The following is a 17,822-nucleotide window of genomic DNA, read 5'->3' as shown; positions in this document are numbered from 1 at the left end:
GGTGGACTCCCACGGCGCGAGGGGTGGTTGACGGTGCGTAAGGGCTGGCTCGTCGCCGGGGGGGCCGTCGGGCTGTGCATGGCGTTCGTCGCGTTGCTCGTCGTCGGGACGTACTCCGCGGCCGCCGGGCTCTTCGGCGGGGCCGGGAGCGCCACCCGGGGCGTCGTGGGGCTGGCCAAGGGGGCCGTGCCCGCGGCGTACCAGGGGCTCGTGCAGAAGTGGGGGAACCTGTGCCCCGCCATCAACCCGGCGCTGCTGGCCGCGCAGTTGTACCAGGAGAGCGGCTTCAACCCCAAGGTGACCAGCCACGCCAACGCCATGGGCATCGCGCAGTTCATCCCCGGCACCTGGGCCTCGCACGGCATCGACGGCGACGGGGACGGCGACCGGGACGTGTGGGACCCGGCCGACGCCATCCCGTCGGCCGCCTCGTACGACTGCGAGTTGGCCGGGTACGTGAGGAAGGTGCCCGGCGACCCGACCAACAACATGCTCGCGGCCTACAACGCCGGTGCGTACCGGGTGATAAAGGCCGGCGGGGTGCCGCGCATCAGCGAGACGCAGAACTACGTCCGCATCATCCGCTCCCTGGAGAAGAGCTTCGCCCGGCCGGTCGGGCGCGTGGAGCCGTCGAAGCAGGCGGCCGGGGCGATCTACTTCGCGCAGAAGAAGCTCGGCACGCCCTATTTGTGGGGCGGCAACGGCACGCCCGAGCAGCAGGGCCGCTTCGACTGCTCCGGGCTCACGCAGGCCGCGTACCGGACCGTGGGGATCGAGCTGCCGCGCGTCGCCAACGACCAGTACAACGCCGGGCCGCACCCGTCGCGGGACGAGCTGCTGCCGGGCGATCTGGTGTTCTTCTCGGACGACTTGACGAACTCGCGGGCCATCCGGCACGTGGGCATCTACGTCGGCGGCGGGTACATGATCAACGCGCCGTACACCGGCGCCGTCATCCGTTTCGACAAGATCGACACCCCCGACTACTTCGGCGCGACCCGCGTCACCGAAGATGGCGCGAAAGCACTGCCGAACCGCGCGGCCGATCCGGTCTGAGCTGCGGCGACGTATCTCTCTTCGATAACGTCATCGTGATCGTTCGGTGGAGAGTGGAACGTACGCTTCCCTCGTGTCGTTCCCTGGACTGACACAGTGACAAGGCAAGGGGCCGCAGCAGATGGCTGGACTCGCATCGGACGGTTCGAACCCCGATGTCAGCCTGCTCTACGACATCAACGGGCTGGCCAAGTCCGCCCCGACCTGGTTCGACCGGGTCATGGAGTTCGTCGGCGAGTACGGGATCATGCTCGCGATGGTGCTGGTCGTGCTCTGGTGCTGGTGGAGCGCGCGCCGCCGCGGTGGGCCGGAGGACTCCATCTCCACCGTCGCCGCCCTGGTGTGGGCGCCGCTCGCCGCCGGGATCGCCCTCCTGGTCAACATCCCGATCCGCGGCTTCGTGGAGCGGCCGCGGCCCTTCCGCGACCACCAGGGACTCGAGGTCCTCGTCGCGGGCAAGACCGACTACTCCTTCGTGAGCGACCACGCCACCATGGCCATGGGCATCGGCGCCGCGCTCTTCGTCGCCCACCGGAAGTTCGGCCTGGCCGCCATCGGCCTCGCCCTCGCCGAGGGCTTCTGTCGCGTCTACATGGGCGTCCACTACCCCACCGACGTCGTCGGCGGCTTCGCCCTCGGTACGGCCGTGGCCCTGCTCCTCGCCCCGCTCGCCCTCGCGCTGCTCACGCCGCTCGTGTCGGCCGTGGCCCGTTCGGAACGGGCCGGGTGGCTCGTACGCTCGCGAAAAGCCCGCGCTCGGGGGGAGCTGCACGAGACGGTGGACCTGCCCGACCCCAAGGTGGGCGGTAGCGAGAACGACCTCGCGGCGTAACCGCCGCCGGGGCGTCAGAAGGCCTGCGGGAAGGTGAAGAGGCGCTGCGGGTCGTAGCGCCGCTTCACCTCCGACAGCCGGTCCGCCGCCGCGCCGTAGTACGCCGTGCGCCAGTCCTTGAGTGCCGGGTCGGGGTAGTTCTGGTACGCCGACCCCGAGACGTACGGCCCCAGGGAGTCCCGCGCGGTCGCCAGCCACGCCCGCTGCGCCGCTCCCGGGGTGCCCGGGCGCCAGGAGGCCCAGTACTGCACCAGGATCCGCTGCCGCCGGTGCACGAAGGCCGTGGCGAGCGGGTCGACGCGGCCCGTCGCCCCGCCGAACGCCGTGAGCTGCAGGGACCCGGTGCCGCCGCCCTCCGCCGCCGGGATGCGGGCGAAGGCCTCCGGGGCGGCCGTCAGCGCCGCGGCCGCCGCCGGTGACAGCTCCCGGTCGAAGAAGTCCGACACGGCGGTGTACGTGTTCCGCCGCAGCACGCCCCGCGGATCGCTGCCCGGGGTGGTGCCCGGCAGGTGGCACTGCGCCTCGGTCAGCCCGGCGCACTCCGCGTACGTCAGCATCGCCTCCAGGTACGTGCGGTCGTGCAGGTGTACGGAGTCGGCGGGGGCACCCGCGTGGTCGGCGAGGCGGTCGAGGGCGTTCTCCAGCTCCGTACGGTCGCCGACGGTGCAGACGGACAGGGTGAGGGCGGGTCCCGCACCCGGGTCCGCCGCCAGGCGCAGGGCCGACCAGATCGCGTCGGGCTGTGCCGGGCCCCACGCCTGCCAGGCGGCCAGGACGGACCGGGCCCGCGCCCAGGGCCAGGTGAGCCGCCCGGAGACGACCGTCGCCGGCACCGGGTGCGTACGGAAGCGCAGCTCGGTGACGACCCCCAGGGTCCCGGCGCCGGCGCCGCGCAGCGCCCAGAAGAGGTCCGGGTGCTCCTCGGCGTCGGCGGTCAGGCGCCGCCCGTCCGCCGTGACGACGGTGGCGCCGGTGAGGCTGTCGCAGGTCAGGCCGTACGCGCGTGAGGTCACGCCGTGTCCGCCGCCGAGCGTGAGGCCCGAGATCCCGACCGTCGGGCAGGTGCCGGCCGGGATCGTACGGCCGTGGCGGGCGAGGGCGCGGTAGACGTGGACGAGTCTGGCGCCCGCGCCGATCGCGGCGGCCGTGCCGTCGGGGCGCACGTGGTCGATGCCCGACACGTCGACGACCAGGCGGCCCGTGCCGCTGGACCAGCCGGTGTAGGAGTGGCCGCCGCTGCGGAGGGCGACCGGCGTGCCGTGGCGGCGTGCGAAGGCGAGGCACGTGCGTACGTCGTCGTCTCCGGTGACGTACGCGACGGCGGCGGGGCGCAGGTCGTCGAAGCGGGTGTTGTAGAGGAGGCGGGCGGTGGCGTAGTCGGCGTCGCCGGGGCGTACGAGCGGGCCGTCGAGGCCGCGGGCGAGGGCGGCCCAGTCGGCCCGGTCGTCCATGGCGTGACCTTTCCCCGAACGGTTGCGGTCAGTCGGCGTCGGTCGCGTCGGCCGGTGGCGCGGTCGTGTGCGCCGCCGCGTCCGTACGGGCCCGGTCCCGTGAGCGCCGCGCCGGGCCCGACCAGCCGCAGCTGCAGCGGGCCACGCAGAACGAGCCGCGTTCGACGGTGGTGGCTTCGTGGCCGCTGGTGACGGCGGGTGGTGAGTCATGCGTCGCAGGCACGCCACCACGGTACCGGCGTGACGGGGCGCCGCGGTGGTCGTTAAGGGAGGCGGGTGGGGGTCTCGGTCAAGCGCAGTCGGTCAGGCAGGCAGGCAGCAGCGTCTAGGCGTTGGGGGTTGCAGGCGATGGTGGTGCAGCGACAGCAGCGGCGGTGTTACGGGCGCGGGCTATCGGTGATGGTGGTCGTGGCCGTGGCGCTGACGGCCGGCGGGTGTTCCGGTCCCGCGGACGCGAGCCCCGGCGTCGGCGCGGACGCCGCGGCCGCCGCCGTGCGCGAGGCCCCCGACGCGCTGACGCGCGCGGGCACCTCCAAGGCCCGTACGTCGATGGAGATGGCGACCGGCGGGACGCGGGTGACGATCCGGGGCGAGGGCGCGTACGACTTCGCCGCGCGGCACGGGCAGCTCAAGGTGGTCCTGCCCAAGGACGCCGCCGGCGGCAGCCGCCACCGGCCGATCACCGAGCTCCTGGCACCCGGCGCGCTCTACATGAAGAACCGCGGCGCCGGTGTCCCCGCCGACAAGTGGGTGCGCGTCGACACGACGACCCTCGCCGACGGGAACCTGGTCACGGGCGGCGCGACCGATCCGGCCGCCGCCGCCGAGCTGCTGCGCGGCGCCGAGCGCGTCGCGTACGTCGGCGAGGAGGAGCTCGCCGGGGTGCCGGTCACGCACTACCGCGGCGTCACCGACCTCGGGCGGGCGGCGCGGACCGCGTCGCCGCAGGTGCGGGGGGCGCTCGCGGCGGCGGCGAAAGGGTTCGCCGACGACGAGGTGCCGTTCGACGCGTACCTGGACCGGGAGGGGCGGCTGCGCAAGGTGCGCCACCGGTTCAGCTTCACCAACGAGGGGCGCACGGTCGCCGTCGCGTCGACGACGCTGCTGTACGACTTCGGCGTGCCCGTCGTCGTACAGCTGCCGCCGCGGAAGGACATCTACGCCGGGAAGATCAGGGCCTAATGGTGTCCCTGGGGCCCGGCAAATGGTCCGGACGTGCCATGCGCGGTGTGTGGTCCCCTCCCTACGCTAGGAAGCCGACTCCCCGCAGGAAGAGGTGATGCGCGTGGCCCCGCTCCCTTCGACGACAGTCCAGGACCACGTGGCCCTCGCCGAGATCGAGCTGTGCGGAGAGCTGATGATCGCCGCATCGGCCACGGACGGGGAGCGGCTCAGCGCGGACCTCATCGACGAGGTCCTGAAGGTCACGCCGGCCGCACCCGCCCCGCAGTGACGTCGGTCAGGTCCGCAGCATGCGGGCGATGGCCTTCGTCGCCTCCTCGACCTTCGCGTCGATCTCGTCGCCGCCCTTGACCGCGGCGTCGGCGACGCAGTGGCGCAGGTGCTCCTCCAGGAGCTGGAGGGCGAAGGACTGCAGGGCCTTCGTGGACGCGGAGACCTGGGTGAGTATGTCGATGCAGTAGACGTCCTCGTCGACCATGCGCTGGAGGCCGCGGATCTGACCCTCGATGCGGCGCAGGCGCTTGAGGTGCTCCTGCTTCTGCTTGTGGTAGCCGTGCACACCGTGGTCGTGGTCGGTGACCTGCTCGGGGGTGCCCGGCTCCTCGATGGCCTGCTCCTCGACCGGAAGGCCGGCCGCCTCGGTGGTCGTCATCGCGTCCTCCCGTTGTCCAGTGGGGCTTCTATACCCCTCATGGGTATATGGTACCGATCCTCGCGCACAGGGGGCGGGGGCCCGGTTCTGTTCACTGTGCCTGATGGGCGACACTGAATGACGCCGGTTAGCCGTGGCCGGATGATGCGCCTAGCATCAGCCTGACCGAAACCCATGCACCCCGAGGACCCCACGTGCGCTTTCGTCTGACCCCCAGGGAGACGAGCTTCTACGACATGTTTTCCGCCTCCGCGGACAACATCGTCACGGGCTCCAAACTCCTGATGGAACTGCTCGGGGCGGAATCCTCCGCCCGGGCCGAGATCGCGGAGCGGATGCGGGCGGCGGAGCACGCGGGTGACGACGCGACCCACGCGATCTTCCACCAGCTGAACTCCTCCTTCATCACGCCGTTCGACCGCGAGGACATCTACTCCCTCGCGTCGTCGCTCGACGACATCATGGACTTCATGGAGGAGGCCGTCGACCTCGTCGTCCTCTACAACGTCGAGGAACTGCCGAAGGGTGTCGAGCAGCAGATCGAGGTGCTGGCGCGGGCGGCGGAGCTGACCGCCGAGGCGATGCCGCACCTGCGGACGATGGAGAACCTCACCGAGTACTGGATCGAGGTCAACCGGCTGGAGAACCAGGCCGACCAGATCCACCGCAAGCTGCTGGCCCACCTCTTCAACGGCAAGTACGACGCCATCGAGGTGCTCAAGCTGAAGCAGATCGTGGATGTGCTGGAGGAGGCCGCTGACGCCTTCGAGCACGTGGCCAACACGGTGGAGACCATCGCGGTCAAGGAGTCCTGAGCTTCGTGGACACCTTCGCACTGGTCGTGACCATCGCGGTCGCGCTCGGCTTCACGTACACGAACGGCTTCCACGACTCGGCGAACGCCATCGCCACCTCCGTCTCCACCCGGGCGCTGACGCCGCGCGCGGCGCTGGCGATGGCCGCGGTGATGAACCTCGCGGGCGCCTTCCTCGGCAGCGGGGTCGCCAAGACCGTGAGCGAGGGCCTGATCGCGACGCCCGAGGGCTCGCGGGGCATGGGCATCCTCTTCGCGGCGCTGGTCGGCGCGATCGTCTGGAACCTCATCACCTGGTACTTCGGCCTGCCGTCGTCCTCCTCGCACGCGCTGTTCGGCGGCATGGTGGGCGCGGCGCTGGCGGGCGGTACCGACGTGATCTGGTCGGGCGTCGTCGACAAGATCGTCATCCCGATGTTCATCTCGCCGGTGGTCGGCCTGGTGGTCGGCTACCTGGTGATGTGCGGAATCATGTGGATCTTCCGCAAGGCCAACCCGCACAAGGCGAAGCGCGGCTTCCGTATCGCCCAGACCGTGTCGGCGGCGGGCATGGCGCTCGGCCACGGTCTCCAGGACGCCCAGAAGACGATGGGCATCGTGGTGATGGCGCTGGTCATCGCCGACGTCCACGACGCCGGTGACGCGATCCCGGTCTGGGTCAAGGTCGCCTGCGCGGTGATGCTGTCGCTGGGTACGTACGCCGGTGGCTGGCGCATCATGCGGACGCTGGGGCGCAAGATCATCGAGCTGGATCCGCCGCAGGGGTTCGCGGCGGAGACGACGGGCGCGTCGATCATGTTCGGCTCGGCGTTCCTGTTCCACGCGCCGATCTCGACGACGCACGTCATCACGTCGGCGATCATGGGTGTCGGCGCGACGAAGCGGGTCAACGCGGTGCGGTGGGGTGTCGCGAAGAACATCATCCTCGGATGGTTCATCACGATGCCGGCGGCGGCGCTGGTCGCTGCGGCGAGCTTCGGTGTGGTGCGGCTGGTGTTCGGCTGACGGTCGCCTTCGGCTGACGGCTGCGGGCCGGGCGGGTGTGGTTGGCCCTACGGGGCTTTTCCCCACCCCGCCCCTTCCCGAACCGGGGGCTCTGCCCCCGGACCCCCGCGCCTCAAACGCCGGCGGGGCTGAGTTTCGAGTGACGGAAGGGCCCGCCCCCTGTTCAGGGGGCGGGCCCTTTGCCTTGCGGTGGCACCGCCATGCAGCACCGCAAGGGGATTCCGGCGGACGGTTATCCGAAGCGGCCCGAGATGTAGTCCTCGGTGGCCTGGACGGACGGGTTGGAGAAGATCCGCTCCGTGTCGTCGATCTCGACCAGCTTGCCCGGCTGGCCGACCGCCGCCAGGTTGAAGAAGGCCGTCCGGTCCGAGACGCGGGCCGCCTGCTGCATGTTGTGGGTCACGATGACGATCGTGAACCGTTCCTTCAGCTCGCTGATCAGGTCCTCGATGGCGAGCGTGGAGATCGGGTCCAGCGCCGAGCACGGCTCGTCCATCAGCAGGACGTCCGGCTCGACCGCGATGGCGCGGGCGATGCACAGGCGCTGCTGCTGGCCGCCGGAGAGGCCGGAGCCCGGCTTGTTGAGGCGGTCCTTGACCTCGTTCCAGAGGTTCGCGCCCTTGAGGGAGCGCTCGACGGTGTCGGCCAGCTCCTGCTTGCGGTACTTGCCGTTCAGGCGCAGGCCCGCCGCCACGTTGTCGAAGATCGACATCGTCGGGAAGGGGTTCGGACGCTGGAAGACCATGCCGACCGTGCGGCGCACGGCGACCGGGTCGACGTCCTTGGCGTACAGGTTCTGGTCGTCCAGCATCACCTTGCCCTCGACGCGGCCACCGGGGGTGACCTCGTGCATGCGGTTCAGGGTGCGCAGGAAGGTGGACTTGCCGCAGCCGGAGGGGCCGATGAAGGCCGTCACGGAGCGGGGCTCGACGGTCATGGAGATGTCGTCGATCGCCTTGTGGGCGCCGTAGTAGGCGGTCAGGCCGCTGACGTCGATTCGCTTGGCCATGGTTTCGATCACTTCCAGGAGGCCTTAGCGGCCGGTCTTCGGGGCCTTCCAGCGGGCGATGCCGCGGGCGACCAGGTTGAGGATCATGACGAAGGCGATCAGGACGAGCGCGGCGGCCCAGGCGCGGTCGTACGACGCCTCGCTGCCGACCTTGTACTGCTCCCAGATGTAGAAGGGGAGCGCGGACTGAGCACCTTCGAAGGGGTTGGTGTTGATCAGCTGGCTGCCGAAGACCAGCAGCATGATCGGCGCGGTCTCGCCGGCGATGCGGGCGATGGCGAGCATGACGCCGGTGGTGATGCCGCCGATCGCCGTCGGGATGACCACCTTCAGGATCACGCGCCACTTCGGTACGCCGAGGGCGAGCGCCGCCTCGCGCAGCTCGTTCGGGACGAGCTTGAGCATCTCCTCGGTGGAGCGGACCACGACCGGGATCATCAGGATCGCCAGCGCCAGCGCGCCCATCAGGCCGGACGGCTGGAGGTCGGCCATCAGCATGATGGAGAGGATGAAGAGGCCGGCGACGATCGACGGGATGCCCGTCATGACGTCGACGAAGAACGTGACGGCCTTGGCCAGGGAGCCCTTGCCGTACTCGACGAGGTAGACGGCGGTCAGCAGGCCGATCGGCGCGGAGATGAGGGTGGCGAGGCCGACCTGCTCCAGCGTGCCGACGAGCGCGTGGTAGACGCCGCCGCCGACGTCGAAGCCGGGGACACCGGCCATCGAGTGGGTGAGGAAGTAGCCGTCGAGGACCTTCAGGCCCCGGCTGACCGTGACCCAGATGAGGGAGAGCAGCGGGACGACGGCGAGGATGAAGCACACCCAGACCACGCTGGTGGCGAGGCGGTCCTTGGCCTGGCGCTGGTTCTCGACGGCCGACGTCACGGCGTACGAGACGACGACGAAGGCGAGCACCGAGATCAGGCCCCACTGGGTGCGGCTTTCGAGGCCGGCGGCCAGGCCGGTGCCGCAGCCGATGGCGACGGCGACGACGGCGAAGGCGGCCGGGGCCCAGCGCGGCAGGTGGCGCTGGCTGAGGTCGTCCTTGCGGGGACGGGGTGCGGCCTTGGCGGGCGCGTCCTGGATTGCGTTGCTCATCAGGCGTTCGCCCCCGAGTACTCCTTGCGGCGCGCGATGATCAGGCGGGCCGCGCCGTTGACCAGCAGGGTGAGGACGAAGAGGACCAGACCGGAGGCGATCAGGGCGTCGCGGCCGAGCTGGTCGGCCTCGTCGAACTTCGCCGCGATGTTCTGGGCGAACGTGCCGCCGCCCGGGTCGAGCAGGTGCAGCGAGATCAGGAAGCTCGGGGAGAGGACCGTGGCGACGGCCATGGTCTCGCCGAGCGCCCGGCCCAGGCCGAGCATCGAGGCGGAGATGACGCCGGAGCGGCCGAAGGGCAGCACGGAGAGGCGGATGACCTCCCAGCGGGTGGCGCCGAGGGCGAGGGCGGCCTCCTCGTTCATGCGCGGCACCTGGAGGAAGACCTCGCGGCTGACGCTGGTCACGATCGGCAGGATCATGATGGCGAGCAGGACGCCGACGGTGAAGAGGGTCCGCGCGACGCCGACCTCCGTCTTGTCGAAGACGTACGTCCAGGCGAAGAACTGGTCGAGCCAGAGGTTCAGGCCCTCCAGGTACGGGACGAGGAAGAGCGCGCCCCAGATGCCGTAGATGATCGACGGCACGGCGGCGAGCAGGTCGACGACGTACGCGAGGGGCGCGGCCAGGCGGCGGGGCGCGTAGTGCGAGATGAACAGCGCGATGCCGACCGCGATCGGGACCGCGATGACCATCGCGATGATGGAGCTGACGATCGTGCCGAAGAGGAGGACCGCGATGCCGAAGACCGGGCGGTCGCCGACCGGGTTCCAGTCGAATGTGGTGAAGAAGTTGCCCTCGTTCTCCGCGAGCGCGAGGGAGGCGCGGTAGCTGAGGAACACGGCGATCGACGCCATGATCACCAGGAGCAGGATCCCGGAGCCGCGGGAGAGGCCGAGGAAGATCTTGTCGCCCGCGCGGCCGGTGGAGGTGGGGCCCGGCTTCCCGGCGACCGGCGGAGCCGGTGCGTTGTCAGTCGTTATAGCCATGGTCTTTCCGGTCTGTGTGGGGGAAGTCCGCGGGTGGCGGCTCCCCTGGCGGCGGTGCACCGGATGGGGTGGTGGCCGGCCCGGTGAGTGGCCGGGCCGGCCTTGCGTGCGTGCGGTTACGACAGGCCGTTGACGGTCTCGCGGACCTTGGCGTTGATCTCGGCCGGGATCGGGGCGTAGCCGGCCTCGGCCAGGACCTTCTGGCCCTCGTCGGAGGCGGTGTAGGTGAGGAAGGACTTCACGGTGCCGAGGGTGTCGGCCTTGTTGCCGGTGTCGCAGACGACCTCGTACGTCACCAGGACGATCGGGTACGCGCCCTCGGCCTTGGTGGCGTAGTCCAGCTCCAGCGCCAGGTCCTTGCCGGTGCCCTTGACCTTGGCGGCGGCGATGGCCTTGGAGGCGTTCTCCGAGGTGGCCGCGACCGGGGCGGGGGCGCCGGTGGCGATCTGGACGGCCGGGATGCTCTGCGACTCGGCGTAGCTGAGCTCGAAGTAGCCGATCGCGCCCTCGACCTGCTTCACCTGGGCGGCGACGCCGGAGGAGCCGGACGCGGCCTGGCCGCCGGGGGCGGGCCACTTCTTCTCGGCCTCGTACGGCCAGTCGGCCTTGGCGGCCTTGCCGAGGTACTTGCCGAGGTTCTGGGTGGTGCCGGAGTCCTCGGAGCGGTGGAAGGCCTGGATCGGGGTGCTCGGGAGCTTGGCGCCCGGGTTGAGCTTGGCGATCGCCGGGTCGTCCCACTTCTTGATCTTGTCGTTGAAGATCTTGGCGATGGTGGGGGCGTCGAGGACGAGGTCCTTCACGCCGGGGACGTTGTAGCCGATGGCGATCGGCCCGCCGACCATGGGGAGGTTGATGCCCTGGCCGGACTTGCAGATCTTCTTGGACTCGGCGACCTCTTCCGGCTTCAGCGCGGAGTCGGAGCCGGCGAAGCCGACGCGGCCCTGGTTGAAGGCGATGATGCCCTCGCCGGAGGAGGAGGACTTGTAGTTGATCTCCACGCCCGGGCAGGCGGCCATGTAGTTCTTGACCCACAGGTCCATGGCGTTCTTCTGCGCGGAGGAGCCGGAGGCCAGCAGCTGGCCCTTCGCGCCGTCACACTTGATGGACGAGGTGGCGCCGGTCTTCTTGCCGCCGTCGGGGCTGCCCGTGTTGTCGTCCGAACCACACGCCGTGAGTACCAGGGCGCCGGAGACGGCGAGGGCGCCGAGCGCGGTGGCGCGAAGCCCGGTCTTGCGCTGAAGCTTCACTGTTGGGTGTTCCTTCCAGGAGCCGCCGCGGCGTCGATACCGAATCCGTGCGTGAGCTCGGTGGCGGCGTGTGTCAGTAACCGTGTACGGCCGAAATTAGGCAGATCAGGTGACATGGCTGGCGGGGGAGAGTGAACGGGAGGTGAACCGTGACGGAAGCCGTGGTGAGCCGTGGCCAGAGCCTGTGGGGCCATTGTCGCGGGGGTGCGCCGGGCGCAGGGAGTGAGGTTTACGACGGGGCTGTGCGGGGGTGCACGGCACCTCGGGCGGGCGAGGGCGCACTCCGGCGGTGTGAGGCGCGGAGCGTGGGGTTGTGCGCCGGTACGCGGGCGCGCGGGGGCCGCACCGGGGCCACCCGGGAGGATGACGGTGGTGCGGGGCGGGTTGCCCCCGGAAGGGTGAGGTTGCCGGTGCCGCTGACGGTCAGCGCCCGGTTTCCCGGGGCCCCGGGGTGATCGCCGCGAGGGCCGCGTCGACCAGGTCCCGGTCGACGGCGTACGACAGGAGCGCCCGGGCCTCGGGCGGGGAGAGCCAGCGCAGGTCGTCGACCTCGCCGTCGGGGCGGAAGGCGCCGCCCGTGGCCTCGGCGGCCCAGTAGCGGACCTCCTTGGGGCGGTCGCCCGCGCGGTAGCAGGCCTTCGGGAGCTCGGGCCCGAGGGCGCAGGTCATGCCGGTCTCCTCCCGCACCTCGCGGACGGCCGCCTGCGCGTGGTCCTCGCCGGGTTCGAGCTTGCCCTTGGGGAGGGACCAGTCGTCGTGCTTGGGGCGGTGGATGACGGCCACCTCGACGGCGCCGTTGGCGCCGCCCGGACCCTCGCCCGCGCGGCGCCACAGGACGCAGCCGGCGGCGTGGACCAGGCCCTTCGCGGGTGGAGTCGGCGTCACCGTGCCGTCACCGCCGTACGCTGCCACGCGCGCTGGAAGCTCACGCGCGCCGCCTCCACCTCGTGCCGCTGGTCCGCGTGGAGCACGCCCAGCACGTACGCCGTCGCCGGCGCGATGCGCGGGGTGCGCGCGGCGCTCGCCGCGGCGGACGCGGCATCGGCGGCGTCCCGGTGCCGGTCGAGCGCGCGGCCCGCCTCGTACAGCTGCGCCTCCGCGCCGAGCACCTCCTGGGCGTGGCGGTGCAGCCGGAGCAGCAGCCGTACGTGGTGCCAGGAGGTGTCGTGCTGTTCGCCGCCCACGGCGGGGCTCATCGGCAGCGCCGCCACCGCGTCCAGCAGGCGCCGCTCGACGGCCTCGGTGGCCGGGCCGAGGACCTCGCCGGCGCGGGCGCCCGCGGCCGGGCCCAGCGGCACCTCCGAGGCGAGCAGCGCCACCGCGTCGGCGACCGCGTGGAAGCGGGACGAGCCGAGGGCCTGGAGCGCGGCGGAATGCGCCCGGGTCCGGGCCAGCGTGAGGCGGCGCTCCAGCAGGGCCCCGGCGCGCGCGCCGCCCACCGCGAGCGCCTCGGCGCCGCCCGTCAGGCGGGACAGTGCGTCCACCAGGCGGACGAGCCGCGAGGTGCACGCGTGTTCCTGCGCCAGCAGGCCGGAGAGCCACGCCAGTTCGGTGCGCAGCTGGTCGGCCCAGGAGGCGTCGAGCAGCGGGCGGAAGGTGTGCAGCGTGGAGCCGATGCGCCGGGCGGCGGCGCGCAGCCCCCGTGCCGCCTCCTCGGCGCCGGCCGAGTCCGCGCCGCTCTCGGCGTGCAGGCGCAGGTTGCGTAGGAAGTCCCCCGCGCGGGCGTGGAGGTACGGGGACAGGACCTCGCCCGCGGTGAGCTGGTCAGGTTTGAGCACGCCGGCGCCTCCGCGCGTCTATGAGCATCTCCTGGACATGCCGCAGCGGCTGGCCGTCCCCGTCCGTCGCGTGCCGCGTCCACTCGCCGTCCGGGCCGAGGTGCCACGACGAGGTGGTGTCGGCCATGCCCGTCTCCAGCAGCCGGCACAGCGAGGCGCGGTGCGCGGGGTCGGAGACCCGCACCAGCGCTTCTATCCGGCGGTCCAGGTTACGGTGCATCATGTCGGCGCTGCCGAACCACACTTCGGGCTCGCCGCCGTTCCCGAAGGCGAAGACGCGCGAGTGTTCCAGGAACCGTCCGAGGACGGAGCGGACCCTGATGTGCTCGGAGAGGCCCGGGACGCCCGGCCGTACGGCGCAGATGCCGCGGACCCAGATGTCGACCGGTACGCCGGCCCGCGAGGCGCGGTAGCAGGCGTCGATGACGGCCTCGTCGACCATCGAGTTGACCTTGATGCGGACGTATGCGAGCCGCCCGGCCCGGTGGTGGACGATCTCCTTGTTGATGCGGGAGACCAGGCCGTCGCGGAGCGACTTGGGGGCGACGAGCAGGCGCCGGTAGGTCTCGCGGCGGGAGTAGCCGGACAGCCGGTTGAAGAGGTCGGACAGGTCCGCGCCGACCTGCGGGTCGGCGGTGAGCAGGCCGAGGTCCTCGTACAGGCGGGCGGTCTTGGGGTGGTAGTTGCCGGTGCCGACGTGGGAGTAGCGGCGCAGCGTCTCGCCCTCCTGGCGGACCACCAGGGAGAGCTTGCAGTGGGTCTTGAGGCCGACGAGGCCGTACACGACGTGGCAGCCGGCCTCCTCCAGCTTGCGCGCCCACTTGATGTTGGCCTGTTCGTCGAAGCGGGCCTTGATCTCGACGAGGACGAGGACCTGCTTGCCGGACTCGGCGGCGTCGATGAGGGCGTCGACGATGGGGGAGTCGCCGGACGTCCGGTACAGCGTCTGCTTGATGGCGAGGACGTCGGGGTCGGCGGCCGCCTGTTCCAGGAAGGCCTGGACGGAGGTCGAGAACGAGTCGTACGGGTGGTGCAGCAGGACGTCGCGCTCGCGCAGGGCGGCGAACACGTCCGGCGCGGACGCCGACTCGACCTCGGCCAGGTCGCGGTGGGTCCCGGCCACGAACTTCGGGTACTTGAGCTCGGGCCGGTCCAGGGCCGAGATCCCGAACAGTCCGGTCAGGTCCAGCGGCCCGGGCAGCGGGTACACCTCGGCGTCGGTGACCTTCAGTTCGCGTACGAGCAGGTCGAGGACGTACGGGTCGATCGACTCCTCGACCTCCAGGCGCACCGGCGGGCCGAAGCGGCGCCGCATGAGCTCCTTCTCCAGCGCCTGGAGGAGGTTCTCGGCGTCGTCCTCCTCGACCTCCAGGTCCTCGTTGCGCGTCACGCGGAACATGTGGTGCGCCAGCACCTCCATGCCCGGGAACAGCTCCTCCAGGTGCGCGGCGATGACGTCCTCCAGCGGGACGTAGCGCTGCGGCGAGGCCTCCAGGAAGCGGGAGAGCAGCGGGGGGACCTTCACGCGGGCGAAGTGGCGGTGGCCGCTGACGGGGTTGCGTACGACGACGGCGAGGTTGAGGGAGAGGCCGGAGATGTACGGGAAGGGGTGCGCCGGGTCGACGGCGAGGGGGGTGAGGACCGGGAAGATCTGCTGGCGGAAGAGGGTGAAGAGCCGGGCCTGCTCCTTCTCCGTCAGGTCGGGCCAGCGGATGAGGTGGATGCCCTCGTCGGCGAGGGCGGGGCAGATGTCCTGCTGGAAGCAGGCGGCGTGCCGGGCCATGAGCTCCCGCGAGCGGGTCCAGATCAGCTCCAGGACCTCGCGTGGCTGGTGCCCGGAGGCGGACCGGGTGGCGACGCCGGTGGCGATGCGGCGCTTGAGGCCGGCGACCCGGACCATGAAGAACTCGTCGAGGTTGGAGGCGAAGATCGCGAGGAAGTTCGCTCGTTCGAGGAGCGGCGTCGTGGGGTCCTCGGCGAGCTCCAGCACCCGTTCGTTGAACGCCAGCCAGGAGCGCTCGCGGTCCAGGAAGCGGCCGGGGGGCAGTTCGCCGTCCGGGCCGTCCTCGTCGTACGCGTCCAGATCGGAGTCGAGGTCGGGCGCCAGGTCGGACACGGGTCCGGCGGTCACCATGTGCGGTCGGTGCGCGGCTATGGACCCCACGGACGGCTGCGCGTGCTGGATCTGGACGTCGGCCTCGGCGGGCTGCTGGCTCATGGCACCATTCTTCCGCGCCAGGGGGTGGTCAAGCGCGTCGGAGCGGGCCGCTGACACGGCGGGCTTCATTCGCTGAGCGTCGCAAGCCGTTCTGAATGGTCGGTAACCATTACGTGACGTACTGGGGTCGGACGGCCAGACCCCCGTCCAGGCCGTCCGACCCCGGTCCTGTGGTTACGCGTGGTGGCGGCGCAGCACGCGGAAGGCGGCGTATACGGCCAGGGCCGCGAGGGCGAGGACGATGCCGGTTTCGATGAGCTGGACGGGCCAGTAGTGCGAGGCGGGGTGGTATTCGGCGTACCAGCTGACGGTGTCGGGGTCGCACTGCGTCTCGCCCTCGGGCTGCAGGCACGCGTCGTACGGGAGCGGCCGCCCGTCGGCGGTGACGTAGCCGGAGCGGAGCAGGAGGGCGTCGAAGGGGAGGCCGGACAAGCCGCCGGTGAGCTGGGAGCCCTGGCCGCTCGCGTGCAGCGACGGCCACAGCTCCCACCGCAGGTTCCAGAATCCCAGGAGCACCGCGCCCAGGACGGCCGCCGTCGTGGCCATGGCGGCGACGGTACGGCGGACCAGCAGGCCCACGAGGGCGCCGACGGCGACGCCGAGCAGGCAGTAGCCGCCGAGGGCCGGGCCCGTGAGCTCGTACGCGCCCGGGTCCGCCCACGAGAGGTTCTGGTGGTAGCGGACGGGTCCCCGGCCGAAGCGGAAGACGGCGGTGAGCACGGTCGCGGTGACGGCCGCCAGGCCGGCGGCGAGGAGCAGTTTCGAGGCGAGCCAGCGGGCCGGGGTGGCCGACTGCGTCCAGGCGAGCTTGTACGTGCCGCTCTCCAGCTCGCGTGCGAGCATCGGGCCCGCGACGAAGGCGCCGATCAGGAACGGGACGGGCATCAGCACGAAGAGGGACCACTCCAGCGCGAGCGCAAGGAAGCCCTGGGGGGTGAGCCAGTCACCGAAGAGCTGCTCGCCGCATGCCTCCGGCTCGCCCGCGAAGCAACGGGCCTCGTCCATGGAACCGGCCACCCACCAGCGCAGTCCGGCCGTCACCACCGCGGCCAGGGCGAGGAGCGCCGCGGTGGTCCACAGCGCCCGCCGGTGCTGGCGGAGCGTCAGCCGGCCGGTGCGGGCGGTCGTCAGCGTGCTCATGCCGCCACCGCCGGGTCCGTGTCGACGGCCGCGCTCGGGGAGAGGAGCGGCGGGGCGTCGGGGGAGCGGAGATGGCCCAGCAAGAGTTCCTCCAGGGTGGGTTCCATGGTCTGCCAGGTCCGGTCGTCGACCGGGCCGTCCCGGCGGACGAGCGCGGTGAGCTGGCGGCCGGTGGTGCGGGACTCGATGACCGTGTGCGGGGCGAGGTCGGCGACCGGGCCGGTGACCAGCGTGTGGGCGGCGAGGATGTCGTCGATGCCGCCGCCGAGGCGGACCCGGCCGCCGTCGACCAGGAAGAGGTAGTCGCAGGCGCCCTCCAGCTCGCCGAGGATGTGCGACGACATCACGACCGTCGTGCCGCGCTCGGCGGCGTCCGCCATGAGCGCGCCCATCAGCTGGTGGCGCGCGAGGGGGTCGAGGTCGGCCATCGGCTCGTCGAGCAGGAGCAGTTCGGCGCGTTTGCCGAGCGCGAGGGCGAGCGCCACGCGGGTGCGCTGGCCGCCGGAGAGGCGGCGGATGCGGGCGCCGCGGTCCAGATCCCCGAGGACGGCCTCGGCGGCCTCGGCGTCCCAGCGGTCCGGGTTGAGCTCTGTGCCCATGCGGAGGGTGTCGGCGACGGTGAGCTGCGGGTAGAGCGGCTTGTCCTGGGCGACGTATGCGATCCGGTGGCGGGCGGAGGCGGGGTCGGTGCCCAGGACGCGGAGGGTCCCGGCCGTCGGCCGCATCAGGCCGGCGGCCAGGGCGAGGAGCGTGGACTTGCCGGCGCCGTTGGGGCCGACGAGCGCGCAGATCCGGCCCGCCGGCAGGCGGAAGGCGCAGTCCTGGAGCGCGGCGGCCCGTCGGCCGTAGCGTTTGGCGAGGCCGTGGGCCTCCAGAGCGCTGGTCATGAGTCGTCCCCCTCGTAAGTCTGTTCGAGTACGGAGCCGAAGAGCGCCGTCATGTCGTCCCGCTCCAGTCCGGCCGCGCGGGCGCGGGTGGCCCAGGCGGCCAGCTCGTCGCGGAGCGGGGAGTCGGCGGGGGCGCTGCCGAGCGTCTTCCGTACGAAGGTGCCGAGGCCGCGGCGGGCCTCGACGAGGCCCTCGCGCTCCAGTTCGCGGTAGGCCTTGAGCACGGTGTTCGGGTTGATGGCGGTGGCCTCGACGACCTCGCGTGCGGTGGGCAGCTTGTCGCCGGGCTCCAACAGACCCAGGCGCAGGGCCTGTTTGGTCTGCTGGACGATCTGGAGGTAGGTGGCGACGCCGCTGCGCCGGTCGATGCGGTACTCGACCACGTCCTTGCACCACCCTTTCACTAATCAAGTAGTGAAAGGGTGGTGCAAGAGAGGGCGAGGTGTCAACACCCCGCCCTG

At 71.6% G+C, this 17,822-nt stretch carries 19 protein-coding genes; 6 read left to right on the top strand and 13 right to left on the bottom strand.

The features are described from left to right. Positions 1-33: 33 nt before the first annotated feature. Entirely contained in the window at positions 34-1,056 is a 1,023-nt protein-coding gene (locus ACZ42X_RS25375) for a C40 family peptidase (protein WP_468294443.1), read from the top strand. 121 nt (positions 1,057-1,177) lie between these two features. Then, the gene (locus tag ACZ42X_RS25370; RefSeq protein WP_468294361.1) at positions 1,178-1,888 is read left to right on the top strand and encodes a phosphatase PAP2 family protein; all 711 of its coding nucleotides are present in this window, start codon (positions 1,178-1,180) and stop codon (positions 1,886-1,888) included. A gap of 14 nt (positions 1,889-1,902) precedes the next feature. On the opposite strand, the gene ACZ42X_RS25365 is transcribed toward ACZ42X_RS25370, so the two are convergent. Further along, a complete protein-coding gene (locus ACZ42X_RS25365; protein ID WP_468294358.1) occupies positions 1,903-3,339 on the bottom strand; it encodes an FAD-binding oxidoreductase in 1,437 nt (478 codons plus the stop codon). Between the two features lie 28 nt (positions 3,340-3,367). Next, positions 3,368-3,562, bottom strand: a complete 195-nt coding sequence (locus tag ACZ42X_RS25360; RefSeq protein ID WP_468294355.1) for a hypothetical protein — start codon at positions 3,560-3,562, stop codon at positions 3,368-3,370. A 125-nt stretch (positions 3,563-3,687) separates the two neighbouring features. Between ACZ42X_RS25360 and ACZ42X_RS25355 the strand changes: the two genes are divergently transcribed. Next, the gene (locus ACZ42X_RS25355) at positions 3,688-4,521 is read left to right on the top strand and encodes an SCO4651 family lipoprotein (protein WP_468294352.1); all 834 of its coding nucleotides are present in this window, start codon (positions 3,688-3,690) and stop codon (positions 4,519-4,521) included. A gap of 103 nt (positions 4,522-4,624) precedes the next feature. Next, entirely contained in the window at positions 4,625-4,792 is a 168-nt protein-coding gene (locus ACZ42X_RS25350) for a hypothetical protein (RefSeq protein WP_361418477.1), read from the top strand. Positions 4,793-4,798: 6 nt separating this feature from the next. On the opposite strand, the gene ACZ42X_RS25345 is transcribed toward ACZ42X_RS25350, so the two are convergent. After that, complete coding sequence (locus ACZ42X_RS25345; RefSeq protein WP_361416942.1) at positions 4,799-5,173, bottom strand: metal-sensitive transcriptional regulator; 375 nt, start codon at positions 5,171-5,173, stop codon at positions 4,799-4,801. Positions 5,174-5,367: 194 nt separating this feature from the next. Between ACZ42X_RS25345 and ACZ42X_RS25340 the strand changes: the two genes are divergently transcribed. Together ACZ42X_RS25340 and ACZ42X_RS25335 are read left to right on the top strand one after the other, a co-directional pair. Then, positions 5,368-5,988 carry a DUF47 domain-containing protein gene (locus ACZ42X_RS25340; RefSeq protein ID WP_031073426.1) on the top strand — a complete coding sequence of 207 codons (621 nt, stop codon included), beginning with the start codon at positions 5,368-5,370 and terminating at the stop codon, positions 5,986-5,988. Between the two features lie 5 nt (positions 5,989-5,993). Continuing rightward, positions 5,994-6,992 (top strand): inorganic phosphate transporter, encoded by a 999-nt coding sequence (locus tag ACZ42X_RS25335; RefSeq protein WP_468294348.1) that lies wholly within the window; start codon positions 5,994-5,996, stop codon positions 6,990-6,992. A gap of 232 nt (positions 6,993-7,224) precedes the next feature. Here the strand turns inward: ACZ42X_RS25335 and pstB are convergent, their stop codons facing one another. The 10 genes from pstB to ACZ42X_RS25285 form a co-directional block, all read right to left on the bottom strand. Beyond that, a complete protein-coding gene (pstB, locus tag ACZ42X_RS25330; protein ID WP_361416950.1) occupies positions 7,225-8,001 on the bottom strand; it encodes a phosphate ABC transporter ATP-binding protein PstB in 777 nt (258 codons plus the stop codon). Between the two features lie 24 nt (positions 8,002-8,025). Next, positions 8,026-9,102 (bottom strand): phosphate ABC transporter permease PstA, encoded by a 1,077-nt coding sequence (pstA, locus tag ACZ42X_RS25325; protein ID WP_468294345.1) that lies wholly within the window; start codon positions 9,100-9,102, stop codon positions 8,026-8,028. Continuing rightward, positions 9,102-10,091 carry a phosphate ABC transporter permease subunit PstC gene (pstC, locus tag ACZ42X_RS25320; RefSeq protein ID WP_468294342.1) on the bottom strand — a complete coding sequence of 330 codons (990 nt, stop codon included), beginning with the start codon at positions 10,089-10,091 and terminating at the stop codon, positions 9,102-9,104. The genes pstA and pstC overlap by 1 nt, the downstream gene beginning before the upstream one ends. Before the next feature lie 116 nt (positions 10,092-10,207). Further along, positions 10,208-11,338 (bottom strand): phosphate ABC transporter substrate-binding protein PstS, encoded by a 1,131-nt coding sequence (gene pstS / locus ACZ42X_RS25315; protein ID WP_468294339.1) that lies wholly within the window; start codon positions 11,336-11,338, stop codon positions 10,208-10,210. A 423-nt stretch (positions 11,339-11,761) separates the two neighbouring features. Beyond that, positions 11,762-12,250, bottom strand: coding sequence for an NUDIX hydrolase (locus ACZ42X_RS25310; protein ID WP_468294336.1), 489 nt, complete (start codon positions 12,248-12,250; stop codon positions 11,762-11,764). Further along, positions 12,220-13,116 (bottom strand): CHAD domain-containing protein, encoded by an 897-nt coding sequence (locus tag ACZ42X_RS25305; protein WP_468294333.1) that lies wholly within the window; start codon positions 13,114-13,116, stop codon positions 12,220-12,222. The genes ACZ42X_RS25310 and ACZ42X_RS25305 overlap by 31 nt, the downstream gene beginning before the upstream one ends. After that, the gene (locus ACZ42X_RS25300) at positions 13,103-15,334 is read right to left on the bottom strand and encodes an RNA degradosome polyphosphate kinase (protein WP_468294329.1); all 2,232 of its coding nucleotides are present in this window, start codon (positions 15,332-15,334) and stop codon (positions 13,103-13,105) included. Before ACZ42X_RS25300 ends, ACZ42X_RS25305 begins: the two co-directional genes overlap by 14 nt. Positions 15,335-15,508: 174 nt before the next feature. Next, positions 15,509-16,474 carry an ABC transporter permease gene (locus ACZ42X_RS25295; protein ID WP_468294326.1) on the bottom strand — a complete coding sequence of 322 codons (966 nt, stop codon included), beginning with the start codon at positions 16,472-16,474 and terminating at the stop codon, positions 15,509-15,511. Further along, positions 16,471-17,361, bottom strand: coding sequence for an ABC transporter ATP-binding protein (locus tag ACZ42X_RS25290; protein ID WP_468294323.1), 891 nt, complete (start codon positions 17,359-17,361; stop codon positions 16,471-16,473). Before ACZ42X_RS25290 ends, ACZ42X_RS25295 begins: the two co-directional genes overlap by 4 nt. Next, positions 17,358-17,744 (bottom strand): GntR family transcriptional regulator, encoded by a 387-nt coding sequence (locus tag ACZ42X_RS25285; RefSeq protein WP_468294320.1) that lies wholly within the window; start codon positions 17,742-17,744, stop codon positions 17,358-17,360. Before ACZ42X_RS25285 ends, ACZ42X_RS25290 begins: the two co-directional genes overlap by 4 nt. Between the last annotated feature and the right edge of the window lie 78 nt (positions 17,745-17,822).

Source organism: Streptomyces sp. NPDC030862 (genome assembly GCF_055571835.1).
This window is presented reverse-complemented; position numbering and strand designations above follow the sequence as displayed.